Annotated in this window: 11 protein-coding genes; 10 read left to right on the plus strand and 1 reads right to left on the minus strand. The window is 74.9% G+C overall.

Features of this window, described 5'->3' with window-relative positions; genetic code table 11:
- Positions 1 to 61: 61 nt before the first annotated feature.
- From ACFU9A_RS02440 to ACFU9A_RS02455, 4 genes are all read left to right on the plus strand, one after another.
- A complete protein-coding gene (locus tag ACFU9A_RS02440; RefSeq protein WP_430573666.1) occupies positions 62 to 2,983 on the plus strand; it encodes an FAD-binding and (Fe-S)-binding domain-containing protein in 2,922 nt (973 codons plus the stop codon).
- A gap of 5 nt (positions 2,984 to 2,988) precedes the next feature.
- On the plus strand, positions 2,989 to 3,630 hold the full coding sequence (locus ACFU9A_RS02445; RefSeq protein WP_430573667.1) for an HAD family hydrolase: 642 nt from the start codon (positions 2,989 to 2,991) through the stop codon (positions 3,628 to 3,630).
- Between the two features lie 115 nt (positions 3,631 to 3,745).
- Positions 3,746 to 4,735, plus strand: coding sequence for a GNAT family N-acetyltransferase (locus ACFU9A_RS02450; RefSeq protein WP_430573668.1), 990 nt, complete (start codon positions 3,746 to 3,748; stop codon positions 4,733 to 4,735).
- 31 nt (positions 4,736 to 4,766) lie between these two features.
- On the plus strand, positions 4,767 to 5,060 hold the full coding sequence (locus ACFU9A_RS02455) for a hypothetical protein (RefSeq protein ID WP_430573669.1): 294 nt from the start codon (positions 4,767 to 4,769) through the stop codon (positions 5,058 to 5,060).
- A 57-nt stretch (positions 5,061 to 5,117) separates the two neighbouring features.
- Here the strand turns inward: ACFU9A_RS02455 and ggt are convergent, their stop codons facing one another.
- Entirely contained in the window at positions 5,118 to 6,977 is a 1,860-nt protein-coding gene (ggt, locus tag ACFU9A_RS02460; protein WP_430573670.1) for a gamma-glutamyltransferase, read from the minus strand.
- Between the two features lie 184 nt (positions 6,978 to 7,161).
- On the opposite strand from ggt, the gene ACFU9A_RS02465 reads away from it, so the two are divergent.
- The 6 genes from ACFU9A_RS02465 to ACFU9A_RS02490 all read left to right on the plus strand — a co-directional run bounded on the left by ACFU9A_RS02465 (position 7,162) and on the right by ACFU9A_RS02490 (position 14,398).
- A complete protein-coding gene (locus ACFU9A_RS02465) occupies positions 7,162 to 8,196 on the plus strand; it encodes a LacI family DNA-binding transcriptional regulator (RefSeq protein ID WP_430573671.1) in 1,035 nt (344 codons plus the stop codon).
- Positions 8,197 to 8,335: 139 nt separating this feature from the next.
- Positions 8,336 to 9,634 (plus strand): MFS transporter, encoded by a 1,299-nt coding sequence (locus ACFU9A_RS02470; RefSeq protein WP_430573672.1) that lies wholly within the window; start codon positions 8,336 to 8,338, stop codon positions 9,632 to 9,634.
- A gap of 38 nt (positions 9,635 to 9,672) precedes the next feature.
- A complete protein-coding gene (locus tag ACFU9A_RS02475; protein ID WP_430573673.1) occupies positions 9,673 to 10,836 on the plus strand; it encodes an extracellular solute-binding protein in 1,164 nt (387 codons plus the stop codon).
- Positions 10,826 to 12,406, plus strand: coding sequence for a class I adenylate-forming enzyme family protein (locus ACFU9A_RS02480; RefSeq protein ID WP_430573674.1), 1,581 nt, complete (start codon positions 10,826 to 10,828; stop codon positions 12,404 to 12,406). Before ACFU9A_RS02475 ends, ACFU9A_RS02480 begins: the two co-directional genes overlap by 11 nt.
- Positions 12,403 to 13,602 (plus strand): CaiB/BaiF CoA transferase family protein, encoded by a 1,200-nt coding sequence (locus tag ACFU9A_RS02485; RefSeq protein ID WP_430573675.1) that lies wholly within the window; start codon positions 12,403 to 12,405, stop codon positions 13,600 to 13,602. The genes ACFU9A_RS02480 and ACFU9A_RS02485 overlap by 4 nt, the downstream gene beginning before the upstream one ends.
- Positions 13,595 to 14,398 (plus strand): enoyl-CoA hydratase/isomerase family protein, encoded by an 804-nt coding sequence (locus tag ACFU9A_RS02490; RefSeq protein WP_430573676.1) that lies wholly within the window; start codon positions 13,595 to 13,597, stop codon positions 14,396 to 14,398. The genes ACFU9A_RS02485 and ACFU9A_RS02490 overlap by 8 nt, the downstream gene beginning before the upstream one ends.
- Positions 14,399 to 14,435: the final 37 nt, after the last annotated feature.

The raw sequence follows: 14,435 nt of genomic DNA on the forward strand, positions 1-14,435 counted from the left end.
GGAGGGGCGGAGCCGTCGAGCGCGAGGCATCGTTGCCAGGGAGGCCCATGGAGGTGCGGGGATGAAGGTACGACCCACGACCGGCGGCATGCGGCGCCCACGACCCCGCGAGGAGGGTGCGGGTTACGAGCTGCGCACGGACCTGCTCAGCCGGGTGGCGCACGCCCACGACGCGTCGCACTACCTGCTGCGCCCGGAGGCTGTGGCGCGCGCGGACGGTCTGGACGGCGTGGTCGCGGCGATGCGCGAGGCGAGCCGGCGCGGGCTGCCGGTGACGTTCCGCTCGGGGGGCACGAGCCTGTCGGGGCAGGCGTCGGGCGCGGGCATGCTGATCGACACGCGCACGCGGTTCACGCGCGTGGAGGTGCTGGACGGCGGCGAGCGGGTGCGCTGCCAGCCGGGCGCGACGCTGCGGCTGGTGAACGGGCACCTGGCCCGGCACGGGCGGCGCCTGGGGCCGGACCCGGCGAGCGAGATCGCGTGCACGGTCGGGGGAGTGGTGGCGAACAACTCGTCCGGGATGTCCTCGGGCACCACCCGCACGGCGTACCGCACGGTCGAGTCGATGACGGTGGTGCTGGCCGGCGGCACGGTCGTCGACACGGGCGCCGCGGACGCGGACGAGCGGCTGGCGGCGCTCGAGCCGGACCTGCACCACGGCCTGGCGGCGCTGCGGGACCGCGTGCGGTCGAGCCCCGCGATGCGCGCCGAGGTGGAGCGGCAGTTCGCGATGAAGAACACCATGGGCTACTCGGTGAACGCGCTGCTCGACCACGACACCCCGGTGAAGATCCTCGAGCACCTGCTGGTGGGGTCGGAGGGCACGCTCGGCTGGGTCGCGGACGTCACGTTCCGCACCGTGCCGCTGCTGACCAAGGTGGCGACGACGCTGCTGGTCATGGACTCGCTGGAGCGCGCCACGGACGCGCTGGTGCCGCTCGGCGCGACGGGCGCGGAGGCGATCGAGCTCATGGACGCGGCCTCGCTGCGCGTGGCCGCCGCCGACCCGAAGGCCGACCCGTCGATGCGGGCCCTCGCCCAGGGCGCGGGCATCACCGGCCAGACGGCGCTGCTCGTGGAGTACCGCGCCGCCACGGACGAGGGCCTGGCGCCCCTGCAGGACGCCGCCCGCGCGGTCGTCGACGGGCTCGCGCTGGAGCTTCCCGCCACCCTCACGACCGACCCCGCCACCCGCGAGCGCCTGTGGCGGGTGCGCAAGGGCCTGTACACGGCGGTCGCGGGCGCGCGGCCGGCCGGGGCGACGGCGCTGCTGGAGGACGTCGTCGTCCCCGTCCCCGACCTGACCGCCACCGTCCGCGACCTGGGGGGCCTGTTCGCCCGGCACGGGTACGACGGCACCCTCAACGACGAGGCGGTGACCTTCGGGCACGCGAAGGACGGCAACCTGCACTTCATGATCTCGCCGCGCCTGGGCGACGCGGCCGAGCTGGACCGGTACGCGGCGTTCAGCGACGACCTCGTGGACCTCGTGCTCGGCCACGGCGGCTCCCTCAAGGCCGAGCACGGCACGGGCCGCATCATGGCGCCGTTCGTGCACCGCCAGTACGGCGACGACCTGTACGCCGTGATGCGCGAGATCAAGCGCCTGTTCGACCCGCGGAACGTGCTCAACCCGGGCGTCGTCATCACCGACGACCCGCAGGAGCACCTGCGCGACCTCAAGGTGGAGGCGTCGGCCGGCGGCGAGGACGCCGCGCTCGTGGACCGCTGCGTGGAGTGCGGCTACTGCGAGCCCGGCTGCCCGTCGCGCACCGTCACGACGACTCCCCGCCAGCGCATCGCCCTCCTCAAGGAGCTGGCCGTGGCGCCGCCGGAGGAGCGGGAGGAGCTGCAGCGCGCGTACGAGTACTGGGGCGTGCAGACCTGCGCGGCGGACTCGATGTGCGTCGAGGCCTGCCCGGTGGGCATCGACACGGGCGTCGTGATGAAGGGGCACCGCGCGCGGTCCAACCCCGCCCTCGTGCAGAAGGGCGGCGAGGCGCTCGCGGGCAGCTGGGGGCCGGTGGTGGACGTGCTGCGCGGCGCGCTGGGCGTCGCGGCGAAGGTGCCGACCCCGGTCGTGCGGGCGGCGTCGGAGGTGGCGCGCGGCCTCGTCGGGACGGACGTCGTGCCCCGCGTGGACGACGACCTGCCCGGGCCCGGGCTCCGGCGCGAGGCCGACGACCTCCCGGCGGCCGACGGTGGCGCGCCCCGGGCCGTGCTGTTCGCGTCGTGCATGGGGGAGCTGTTCGCCCCGGCGCCCCGGGGCCTGCCGGACTTCGACGGGGGCACGGTCGGTGCCGAGTACGCCATCCGCACCCTGTGCGAGCGCGCCGGGATCGGGCTCGCCGTCCCGGAGGGGATCGGCGGGCTCTGCTGCGGCACGCCGTGGGTGAGCAAGGGCCTGCCCGACGGCGCGGCGCGGATGGCGCGGCAGGTGCTGGACGCCCTGTGGACGGCGACGCGCGGCGGCGAGCTGCCGGTGGTGTGCGACGCGTCGAGCTGCACGCACGGCCTGGTCGAGACGCCGCACCACCTCGCTGGCGAGGACGCCGAGCGGTTCGCGCGGCTGCGCATCGTCGACGCCGTGACGTTCGTGCGCACCGACGTGCTGCCGGCCCTCGCGGAGCGCGGGGTCGAGATCGAGTCGCAGGACAGCGTCGTCGTGCACCCCACGTGCGCCACGGTGCACCTCGGCGCCGTGGACGACCTGCGTGCGGTGGCGGCCGCCGTCGCGGACGAGGCGGTCGTGCCCGCCGCGTGGGGGTGCTGCGGCTTCGCCGGCGACCGGGGGATGCTGCACCCGGAGCTCACCGCGGCCGCCACGCACGCCGAGGCGACCGAGGTCCTCGCGGGCGGCCGGGCGGACGCCTACGTGTCGAACAACCGCACCTGCGAGATGGGCATGACGCGCGCCACCGGCCGCGACTACGTCCATGTCCTGGAGCTGCTGGAGGCGGCCACGCGGTCCGCGGCAGGATGACGAGGGTGAAGACGACCATCCTCTTCGACCACGACGGCGTGCTGGTGGACACCGAGCCCTGGTACTACCGCGCGGGGGAGCGGGCCCTCGCGGACGTCGGCTTCACGCAGGACCGGGACCAGTACCTGCGCGACATGGCCGACGGCAACCCCACCTGGGCCCAGGCTCGGGCGGCGGGCGTCGACGAGGCGACCATCGACCGCCAGCGCGAGGCGCGTGACGCCTACTACCAGGAGTACGTGCGCACCGAGCGCATCGAGATCGACGGCGTCGCCGAGGCCCTCGACGAGCTGTCCCGGCACGCGCGGATGGCCGTCGTGACGACGGCGCGGCGGGCGGACCTCGAGCTCATCCACTCCCACCGCGACATCCTGCGGCACATGGAGTTCGTCCTCGCCCGCGAGGACTACGCGCAGGCCAAGCCGCACCCGGAGCCCTACCTCACCGGCCTGGCGCGCTTCGGCGCCACCCGGGAGGAGACGCTGGTCGTGGAGGACTCGGCCCGCGGCCTGCGGTCCGCCGTCGCCGCCGGCATCGACTGCGCCGTCGTCCACCACGACTTCACGGCCTCGCAGGACTTCTCGGGCGCCCGCCACCGCATCGCCACCCTCGCCGAGCTGACGGACCTGGTCCGCGGCGCGAGCTGAGCCGGCCCCGCCCGCGGGCGGGGGCGTCGGGCGGCGCCCGGGCCTGGCAGGATCGCCCCCGGTCGTGCGGGCAGCGTGTCGGCGATCAGTGCCTCCGCGCCCGAAAGGTGCCCCGATGTCCCCGAGCAGTGCCTTCCCCCGCCTGTCCGCCGTCCCCGGAACCGGTGCCGAGCTGGACCAGGTCCTGGGGCTGACCTCCTCCGAGCCGGTGTGGCGGCTGCCGGCCGACGCCTACCGGGCGGAGGCCGCCCAGCGGCAGTACCGGCCGGAGTGGACCTGGGCCGCCTGGGGCCCGGACGGCCGGGTCCTGGCCCGCGCCCTCTGGTGGGGGCAGGGCGACAGCGCGCACCCGCTCGCGCTGGACTGCCTCGCCGTGGCCGACGACGTGCCCGCCGTCGACCGCGCGTCGCTCGCGGCCGCGCTCCTCGACGCGGGGCACGCGGCCTTCCTCGAGGCCGGCGCGGACGCCCCGCCCCTGTACAACCTCATGAAGCTGCCCGGCGGGTGGCGGGAGGACCCGGCGCACGTCGCCGCCGTCGCCTGGCGTCAGGAGGCCGCCCGCCGCGCGGGCCTGACCGTGGAGGTCGAGCGGCTGCAGTTCGAGTGGACGCCCGAGGCGCCGCTCCCCGCGGCCCCGGAGCGGCTGGTGTTCTCGCCCGAGCCGGACGACGAGGCGTTCCTCGCGGCGATGCGCCGCGTCGCGGAGGGCACCCTCGACGCGCACACGCTGGAGAGCGAGGCGGCCCACGGGCCGGAGGCCACCGCCCGCGAGAGCCTGGAGTTCTACCTCGACCGGCCCGGGAAGCGGGAGTGGTGGCGCCTCGCGCACACCCCGGACGGCGCGCTCGCCGGCCTCGCGATCCCGTCGGCCACGCCCTACGCCCGCAACGTCGGCTACCTCGGCGTCGTCCCGGAGCTGCGCGGGCGCGGGTACGTGGGGGAGATCCTCGCGGCCATCACCCGCTTCCACGCCGCGGACGGCGCGGAGCGCGTCACCGCCACGACCGACCTCGGCAACCACCCGATGGCGGCGGCGTTCGCCCGCGCCGGGTACACGAGCACCGAGGTCCGCCTCATCTTCTCGGCTCCCGTCCACCCGGGCTGAGCCGGCGCCGCCCGCCCGATACCGTGGGCCCATGCGCACCACGCGACCCGGAACCCTGCTGGCCGTGGGCCTCGGCGTGCTGGTGGTGATCACCGTGCTGCTGTTCACCGTGCCGCTCCACGACGGCGTCGAGATGGTGCTGCAGGTGCTGTGGGTCGCCCTCGTCGTCGTGCTGTCGTGGAGCACGTCGCGGCTCATGCGGCGGCGGCAGCGGGAGGGCGTGGGCCGCGTCAAGGCAGACGGCGCCGGCGAGACGGACGAGCTGCGTCAGCTCGACCGCCGCACGCTCACCGGGCAGGACAAGCAGCCGCCGCACGTGCGGTGACCTGCCCGCCCGGCCCCGCTCGGCCGGTCACCGCTCGGCCGGTCACCGCTCGGCCGGTCACCTGTCGGCGGGGTGCACCACCATCGCCGCCCCGCCGCCGCGGCGGCGGGGCTCGGAGACGGCGGTGAGCAGCCCGTCGTCGCCGATCTGGATGGCGGTGGCGGCGCCGATCTCGGCGGCGGACGTGAACTGGTCGCCCGACGGCACCAGGGTGTGCCCGTAGGCCTCGACCGCGGGGCCGTAGGCGGCGATGAACTCCGGCTCGGCCGTCACGGCCGCGGTGTTGCGCTGGGACGCGCGCGGTGCCGCGAGCGCGTCCCCGATGGGCATGCCGCGGTCGAGGTGGTTGGTGAGCGTCTGCAGCACCGTCGTGATGATCGTGGAGCCGCCGGGGGAGCCGAGCGCGAGCACCGGCTCGCCGTCGCGCAGCACGATCGTCGGCGCGATCGACGACCGCGGCCGCTTGCCCGGCTCGATGCGGTTCGGGTCGTCGGGGGCCCACACGGTGGTGAAGTCCGTGAGCTCGTTGTTGAGCAGGAAGCCGCGGCCCGGCACGAGCATCCCGGACCCGCCCGTCTGCTCGATCGTCAGCGTGTACTCGACCACGTCGCCCCAGCGGTCCACGACGGTGAGGTTGGTGGTGGAGACGTTCTCCGTGTCGGAGTCCGCGGGCGCCACGGTCTCGCCGCAGTCCGGGTCGTCGGCGTTCACGTCGCCGGGGGCCACCGGCTTCACGGCGGCCACCTCGGGGTCGAGGAGGCAGGCGCGCTCGGCGGCGAAGTCGTCGGAGAGCAGCGTGTCGAGGGGGACGTCGACGAACGCCGGGTCGCCCACGTAGGCGCCACGGTCGGCGAACGCCAGGGCGCTCGCCTCGAGGTAGTGGTGCAGGTAGGCGGCGTCGTCCATGCCCGCCAGGTCGAACGTCTCCAGGATGTTCAGCGCCTCGCCCACGGTCGAGCCGCCGCTGGACGACGGCGCCATCCCGTACACGTCGAAGTCGCGGTAGTCGGAGACGGCCGGGTCCTGCAGCAGGGCCTCGTAGCCGGCCAGGTCGGCGACGTCCAGGTATCCGGGCGGCACGGGGAGGTCCGTGGCCGGGTCGGAGCGCGGGTGCTGCACGACGTCCGCCATCTCCGCCGCGAGCGGGCCACGGTAGAAGGCGTCGGTGCCGTGCCTGGCGAGCAGGTCGTACGTGTCCGCGAGGTCGCGGTTGCGGAACACGCTGCCGACGGCGGGCGGCGCCCCGCCCGGCAGGTACAGCGCGGCCGTGTCGGGGAACGCGGCGAACCGCTCCGCGTTCGACGCCGTCTGGTCGTGGAACGTCTGGTCGACGACGAACCCGCGCCGCGCCAGCTGCGTCGCCGGCTTGAGCGCCTTCTTCAGCGAGTACGTGCCCCACTCGTCCAAGGCCGTCGCCCACGTGGCGGGCGTGCCCGGCGTGCCGACGGAGACGCCGCTCGTCACCAGGTCCGGCGTGAACGGGTACGGCCGGCCCGTCCCCGGGTCGATGAACGCGTCCGTCGGCATGTCGCCCGGCGCGGTCTCGCGGCCGTCGATCGTGTGCACCTCGCCGCTGCGGGCGTCGTAGTAGACGAGGTACCCGCCGCCGCCGATCCCCGCGCTGTACGGCTCCGTGACCCCGAGCGCCGCGGCCGCCGCCACCGCCGCGTCCACCGCGTTGCCGCCCTTGCGCAGCACGTCCAGCCCCACCCGGCTCGCCTCCGGGTCCACCGTGCTGATCGCACCGCCGTACCCGACGGCGGTGGGCACCTTCACGTCGTCGCGCGGGTCGGCGCTCGCGGTCGTCGTGGCGGCCGTGCTGCCGACGACGGCGGTCGTGGCGACCAGCGCGGCGCCACCGAGGGCGGCCCCGATCCGGGTACGGGCCGGCGAGCGGGTGGAACGACGGTGGTCCATGGCTGACTCCGGTGACGGTCGGTCTCGCGGCTATCGCTCCCCACAGTGGCGGAGAACGGGCGCCGTCGCGCGCCGAGGTCGTCGTCGCGCCGTCGCGGCTGCGGGCCGAAGTCGTCGGGCGGGTGGGATCGGGCGAACCCCCGCGGCACCGGCCACGTCACCGGTCGGCGGATACGATCCACGGGTGCCGACGATCAAGGACGTAGCGCGCCATGCGGGCGTCACACACGCCGTGGTGTCGCGCATCCTCAACGGCGACACATCGCTGCGGGTGCGGCCCGAGACGCGTGAGCGCGTGCTGGCCGCGGCGGCCGAGCTCGAGTACATCCCGCACCACGCGGCGAAGGCGCTCCGCGAGTCCCGCGCGGGCGCGATCGGGCTGGCTGTGCACGATCTGAGCAATCCCGTGTACGGCGAGGTGATCAAGGGGGCGCAGGAGGCTCTGAGCGCCCACCACTCCGTCCTCATGCTCGCCGACGCGGCCGAGCTGCACCGTGACGCGGCGGCCTTTCGCCGTTTCGTGGCGAGCGGCGCGATCGACGCGTTGCTGCTGCTGCCCGCAGGGGACGACTCCGACGCCGCGATCGCCCGGGACGCGGCGGCGCGCATCCCGACCGTGCTGGTCAACGAACGGTCTGCCGACTACCAGAGCGTCAGCGCGGACGAGTACGCCGCCGGCGCGCTCGCCGTGGAGCACCTGGCGGGGCTGGGGCACCGCGACATCGGGCTCCTGCACCTCGACGGGGCGACACGCCGCGGCTCGGACCGCATCGACGGGCACGTCGCCGGCCTTCGCGAGCACGGCCTCGAGCTGGACGAGCGTTGGGTCCTCGACGGCGGGCACGAGCCGGAGACCGGCCGGGAGGCGCTGCGTGAGCTGGTGGCTCGAGGCCCGCTGCCGTCGGCCGTCGTCGTGCACAGCGTCCAGGCCGCGGTGGGCGTGCTGCTCGGGGCGAAGGGGCTGGGGATCCAGGTGCCGGAGGAGCTCTCGATCGTCGGGTTCCACGACATGCGGTTCGCCGCCTACCTCGAGCCGGCGCTGACGGTCGTGCGGCTGGGGCTGCGCGAGATGGGTGCGGCCGCGGTCGAGACCGCGATGCGCCTGCTGGACGGTCAGGCGGTGGAGCGCCATGTGAAGGTCACCGAGCCGGCGCCGAGCCTCGTCGTGCGCGGCTCCACCTCGCCCCCGCGGCCTGCCGTGACGCCCGCGGCGCGCTGACCGGCCGAGCGCCGACGACTCCCGAACCGATGCCGAGGGTCCCTTGGCGACATCGTTAACACGTGTTACCGTCGCTCTCGCCCACGCCGGACGGCGTCCGTACGAGCCCGTCCCCCCGACACGTCAAGGAAGACGCCACATGTCGACAACAACCCTCAGCAGGCCCCGGATCGTCGCGGCGGCAGCCGCCGGAAACTTCGTGGAGTGGTACGACTTCGCGATCTACGGGTACTTCTCGGCCGTCCTCGCGAAGGTCTTCTTCCCCGAGAGCGAAGGGGTCGTCGGCCTGCTCGCCACGCTGGCGATCTTCGCGGCGGCATTCGTCCTCCGGCCCGTCGGCGCCCTGGTGTTCGGCCACCTCGGGGACCGTCACGGACGGCGCTGGGTCCTCTCCGTGGTCATCCTCCTGATGGCGGGGGCGACCACCCTGATCGGGGTCCTGCCGTCGTACGCGCAGATCGGTGCCTTCGCGCCCGCCGCCCTCACCGTCCTGCGACTGGTCCAGGGATTCTCGGCGGGCGGTGAGTTCGGCGGTGCCGCGTCGCTCCTGTTCGAGACCGCCAAGGACGGTCGCCGCGGCCTGATGGGCTCGGCGCAGCCCGCGAGCATCGTCGCCGCCCTCGCCGTCTCCGCGGGGCTCGGTGCCGCGCTGACCTCGGCGATGAGCGAGGAGTTCCTGTACAGCTTCGGGTGGCGCATCCCCTTCCTCCTCTCGCTGCCCCTGGGTGTCGTGGGGTGGTACATCCGCCGCCGCATCGACGAGTCCCCGGCGTTCGTCGAGCTCCAGGCGACGGACTCGCTGGAGGAGGCCCCGATCAAGGAGGTCTTCCGCTCCAGCTGGCGCATGATCGTGGCGGGCACCGCCGCGATCGTGTCCTGGACCGCCGGCGGCTACGTGACCCTCCAGTTCCTGCCCACCTTCTTCGAGGGGGTCCTGGAGCGTCCGCTCCACCAGGGCCTGACGGCCTCGCTCGTCGGGCTCACCGCGTACGCGGGCTTCGTCGTGCTCGGCGGCTGGCTGTCCGACCGCTTCGCCCGCTGGAAGGTCATGCTCGTGGGCGCGGTCCTGCTCGCGGTCCTCGCGATCCCCTGCTACCAGCTGCTCGTGGTGGGCACGCCCGCGGCGATCGGCGCCGCGGTGCTCCTCTTCGCCGCCGCCCTCGGACTGGTGGCCGGGCCCACCCCGGCGCTGCTGTCGGAGCTCGCCCCTGACAAGGTGCGGACCTCGTTCCTCGGCATCGTCTACGCCGTCGCGAACGCGGCGTTCGGCGGCGTGGCCCCCTACATCGTCGTGGCGCTCGTGTCGTCGACAGGGTCGCTGCTGGCCCCCGCCTACTACCTGATCGTCCTGCAGGTCGTCGCGATCGCCGGACTCGTCGCGGTCGGTGTCCACCAACGGAACGTCGCCCGGCGCCCGGTGCTCCAGACCGCGGTCTGACCGGCCCCATGCACCCCTGACCGAAGGAGTACCCCGGCATGCCGACCACCACCCTGCGCGGGCTGATCTGGGACCACCCACGAGCCGTCGACCCCATTCTCCGGGCCACCGACGAGCACGAAGCCCGTACGGGCACGACGGTGGCGTGGACCGCACGCCCGCTCGAGGAGTTCGAGGACGTCCCGCTCGACGAGCTGGCGGAGGACTTCGACGTCCTGGCCATCGACCACCCCTTCGTCGGGGACGCCGCGCGCAACGGCGCCCTCGCGCCGCTGTCGGAGCTTGTCGCGGCCGGCGAGCTGGACCGGCGCGACCGCGACTACGTCGGGCCGAGCCTCCGGAGCTATCTCTGGGAGGGGCGGCTGATGGCCCTCCCGGTCGACGCGGCGTGCATGGTGAGCGCCGCCAGGACCACGGGAGGTGCGGGCGTCCTGCCCCGCACCTGGCAGGACGCGGTCCTGCACCTGGCGTCGCTCGGGCCGGAGCGCACCCTGCTCGCCGCGAACCCCACGCACCTGTGGGGGACCTTCCTCTCGATGTGCGAGGCCGTGCACCAGGGCGGTCGGGCCGGCGACCGGCCGGCGTGGTGGGGCGACGGCGGACTGGACGAGGACACCGCGCTCGGCGCCCTCGACCTGCTCCGGGACGTCCTGGCGCTGGTGCCCGAGCGCTCGTTCGGCGCCAGCCCGATCCAGGTGCTCGACGAGCTCGCCGGAGCGGGTGCGGCCGTGTACTCGCCCCTCGTCTTCGGCTACGTCACGTATGCGCTGGAGCGGCCGGGTGCCGCGCGCGTCGCGTTCGGGGACGCGCCGTCCGGCGCGCCGGGGACGCCCACGGGCTCCCTCACCGGCGGGGTGGGGCTCGCCGTGTCGGCACGCTCGACGAACCTGCAGGAAGCTGCGGACTTCGTCCTCCTCGCGACGTCGCCCGACGTCCAGGCGGGAAGCTACGCCGCCGCCGGCGGCCAGCCCGCCGCCGCCCGGGCCTGGCACGACCCCGGGACCGACCGGCGCGCGGGCGGCTTCTTCGGCGGCACGCTCGCGACCATGGAGCGGTCCTTCCTGCGCCCGCGGGGCCCGGGCTACCCGCGGTTCCAGCGCGCCGCGGCGACGGCGCTGCACGACCTGATCCGCGGGGGTGCGAGGGACGCGCAGGTCGTCGCGCACCTCGACGAGCTCTGGGCGGGCGCTCGTGTCGGCTAGCCCACGCCTCGCCGGGACGCTCCCCGCCGTCCTCCGGGCGACGTACGAGCGGCACGCGGACGCCCCCGCGCTGTGGCACGACGGCCGCTGGCTGTCGTTCGCCGAGACCGCGCGGGTCGCCGCCGGGATCCGGGCGGTCCTCGCGGAGCGCGGGGCCGGGCCCGGGGACCGGGTCGTCGTGCACCTCGGGAACGGCGTCACGGCTCGGCTCGTCGACCAGGCGCTGCTCGGCCACGGCCTCGTCCGGGTGGCCGTGTCGGCACGGCTCCACGTGCGCGAGGTCGCGGCCATCGCCGCCGACTCGCGGGCGGCCGTCGTGTGCGGTGACACCGGGGAGGTCGCCCAGCTCCGGGCCGCGCTGCGCGAGGTCGGGTCGGCCGCCGTCGTGCTGGGGCTGGACCCCGACCAGCCGCCCGACGGCTCGTCGGCGTCCGACGAGCCGACGGCCCCGGGCCGCCTGCACGACGACGACGTCGCCATGCTCATGTACACGTCGGGCACGACCGGTGACCCGAAGGCGGCGGTGGTGACCCAGGGGGCGTGGGCGGCCCGTACCCGGGCGTCCCTCGCCCTGCTGCCGCGGCTCACAGAGGCCGACACGGTGGTCCTCGCCGCGCCGATGGCGCACTTCGCCGGGTCGGTGGCCCTCGACTGCCTGACGCAGGGTGCCCGCACCGTGGTCGCGCCGCGGTTCGACGCCGATGCCGTCCTCGACCTCGTGCAGGCGCACGACGGCACGGTGGTGCCGCTCGTGCCCGTGCTGCTGGCACGGCTGGTCGACGCGGCGGTACGGCGGCCGACCGCGGGCGGGAGCCTGCGCAGCCTCCCGTACGGCGGCTCGGCCGTGGGCACGGACACGCTGGTCCGCGCCTCCCGCCGCTTTCCCGGGACGCTCACCCAGTTCTACGGCCTCGCCGAGGCGCTCGCGCCGCTCACGGTGCTCACCCCCGAGGAGCACGACGCCGCGGCGGAGGCGCTCGTCGCCGGCGGCCCGGACGTCGCCTGGGCGCGCGGACGGCTCGCGTCGGCCGGCCGCTTCGTCGACGGTGTCCGGCACCGGGTCGACGACGGTGAGCTCGCCGTGCGCGGCCCGGCCGTCATGCCCGGCTACTGGGGCCGGCCGGACCTCGACGCCGAGGTGCTCCGCGACGGGTGGTTCGCGACCGGGGACCGCGCCAGCATCGACGACGACGGCTATCTCCGGCTGGCCGGGCGCGGCGCCGACGCCATCGCGTCCGGCGGGTTCACCGTCCACCCGCGCGAGGTCGAGCGGGTGCTCGAGCGGGTCACGGGGGTGGCCGACGTCGCCGTCGCCGGAGTACCGGACCCCCGGTGGGGCGAGGCCGTCCACGCGTTCGTCGTCGTCGATCAGGACGGACCGCTGCGGGACCCCGAGGTCCTGGCGGCGGCGCTGCGCGACGCGTGCACGGCGGCCATCGCCTCGTACAAGAAACCGCGTCAGATCCATGTGCGCGCCACGCTGCCGCGCAACCACCACGGCAAGGTCGACCGGCGGGCCCTGCGCGCCTCGGTCGAGCCCGAGCCGGTATCCGAGGAGAACGACTCATGACCCAGGCACTCGAGGGGATCCGCGTCCTCGACTTCACGCAGATGATGCTCGGCCCGTACGGCACGCAGATGCTCGCGGACCTCGGCGCGGACGTCATCAAGGTGGAACGCCCCGCGGGGGAGTGGGAACGCGGGCTGGAGATGATGGGCGACCTGGTCGCCGGTGAGTCGGCGGCCTTCCTCGCGATGAACCGCAACAAGCGGTCGGTCGCGCTCGATCTCAAGGACCCCGCTGCGCGGGCGGCCCTGCTGCGGCTCGCGGAGACCTGCGACGTCGTCGTGGAGAACTTCCGCCCGGGCGTGCTGGACCGGCTGGGGCTCGGCTACGACGATGTCCGGGCGGTGCGGCCCGACATCGTCTACTGCTCGGGCTCCGGGTGGGGGCAGAACACGCCGTTCGCCCGAGAGGGCAGACCCGGCCAGGACCTCCTCATCCAGGCCATGTCGGGGCTCGCGGCCGCCACCGGTCGCCGTGGCGACCCGCCGACGCCGGCAGGGACGGCGATCGTCGACCACGCCACGGCCCTCACGCTGGCCAACGGCGTCCTCGCCGCCCTCGTGGCGCGCGAGCGGCACGGCGTCGGACAGCGCGTCGAGGTGGACCTCTACTCCACCGCGATCGCGATGCAGTGCCAGGAGATCTCGGCGTTCCTCAACCAGGACGAGGCCTACGAGCGGTCCGAGGAGGGCATCGGGCAGGCATGGCTCTCCGCGCCGTTCGGCGTCTACGAGGCGCGGGACGGCTGGGTCGCGCTGGCCATGGCTCCGCTGGACGTGGTCGCCGCCGTCGTGGGCGACCCGTCCCTCGCGGACCTCGACCCCTGGGCCGAGCGCGACGAGGTCAAGCGCCTGCTCGAGGGACACCTGCGCCGAGAGCCGGCCGCCCACTGGGTCCGGGAGCTCGGGGCCGCCGGGCTCTGGGCGGCGCGGGTGCGGACGACCCAGGAGGCCGTCGCCGAGCTCCAGGAGCAGGGCTCCGACCTCCTCGTCACCACCGACGGCCCCGACGGCACGCCCATCTCGCTGATCGGCTGTCCCGTCACTCTCAGCGAGACCCCCTGGCAGCTGCGCCTGCCCCCGCCCCGCGTGGGTGAGCACACGGCAGAGGTGCTGCGCGAGGTGCTCACCGACGACGAGGTCGCACGACTCACGACGACCGCGACCACCACCGGCGAGAGGACCCCGACCCATGGCTGACCAGCGACGTGTCCACCCGCACCTCGTGGTCCACGACGACGGCGCGGTCCGCGTCCTGCGGATCGACCGGGAGGAGAAGCTCGGTGCCTTCTCCGGTTCGCTCGTCGCGGCTCTCGGGCGCGAGGTCGCCGCGCTGCAGGACGCGGAGGACGTGCGCGCCGTCGTCCTCACGGGGACCGGCAAGGGCTTCGTGGCCGGTGCCGACATCGGCGAGTACGCGACGTCGGGCCGGGCCGAGTTCGAGGCGTATCAGCACCGTTCGCGCCTCGTCTTCGACGCCCTGAGCGCGCTGCCGCAACCGACCGTCGCCGCGGTGAACGGCTATGCCTTCGGCGGGGGTTTCGAGATCGCGCTCTGCTGCGACGTCATCCTGTGCTCGTCCAACGCCCGGTTCGGGCTGCCGGAGGTCCGGCTGGGACTGGTCCCCGGCGGGGGAGGGCCGCCACGGCTGGCCCGCGAGTTCGGCACCCGGTGGACCAAGGAGCTGGTCATGACCGGGCGCACCGTCTACCCGGAGGAGGCGCGTGCCCGCGGCGTCGTCGCGCGGGTGGTCGAACCGGACCAGCTGTCGGGCGCGGCGCTCGAGCTGGCCACGACGCTCGCGGAGCTGCCGGCCGAGGCGGTGCGTGTCGCGAAGCGACGGATCGACCTCGGCCGGGAGCAGGACCTCGAGGCGGCACTCACCGACGACCAGACGGCCCTCGGTGAGCTGTTCGAGACGCCGGACGCGCGCGAGGGGATCGAGGCCTTCCTCGAGAAGCGCCCGCCGGTCTTCGCCCGGCCGCCGCTCGGCTGATGAAAAGTTTCCCTGCCTGTTGACATCATGAAAGTTG

Source organism: Isoptericola sp. NPDC057653 (assembly GCF_042799955.1).
Classification (GTDB): domain Bacteria; phylum Actinomycetota; class Actinomycetes; order Actinomycetales; family Cellulomonadaceae; genus Isoptericola.

What these genes read in the sequence shown, in the direction of transcription:
- ACFU9A_RS02440 (WP_430573666.1), top strand. Translation starts at nt 62, where the DNA reads ATGAAGGTACGACCCACGACCGGCGGCATGCGGCGCCCACGACCCCGC.
- ACFU9A_RS02450 (WP_430573668.1), top strand. Translation starts at nt 3,746, where the DNA reads ATGTCCCCGAGCAGTGCCTTCCCCCGCCTGTCCGCCGTCCCCGGAACC.
- ACFU9A_RS02455 (WP_430573669.1), top strand. Translation starts at nt 4,767, where the DNA reads ATGCGCACCACGCGACCCGGAACCCTGCTGGCCGTGGGCCTCGGCGTG.
- ggt (WP_430573670.1), bottom strand. Translation starts at nt 6,977, where the DNA reads ATGGACCACCGTCGTTCCACCCGCTCGCCGGCCCGTACCCGGATCGGG.
- ACFU9A_RS02470 (WP_430573672.1), top strand. Translation starts at nt 8,336, where the DNA reads ATGTCGACAACAACCCTCAGCAGGCCCCGGATCGTCGCGGCGGCAGCC.
- ACFU9A_RS02475 (WP_430573673.1), top strand. Translation starts at nt 9,673, where the DNA reads ATGCCGACCACCACCCTGCGCGGGCTGATCTGGGACCACCCACGAGCC.
- ACFU9A_RS02485 (WP_430573675.1), top strand. Translation starts at nt 12,403, where the DNA reads ATGACCCAGGCACTCGAGGGGATCCGCGTCCTCGACTTCACGCAGATG.
- ACFU9A_RS02490 (WP_430573676.1), top strand. Translation starts at nt 13,595, where the DNA reads ATGGCTGACCAGCGACGTGTCCACCCGCACCTCGTGGTCCACGACGAC.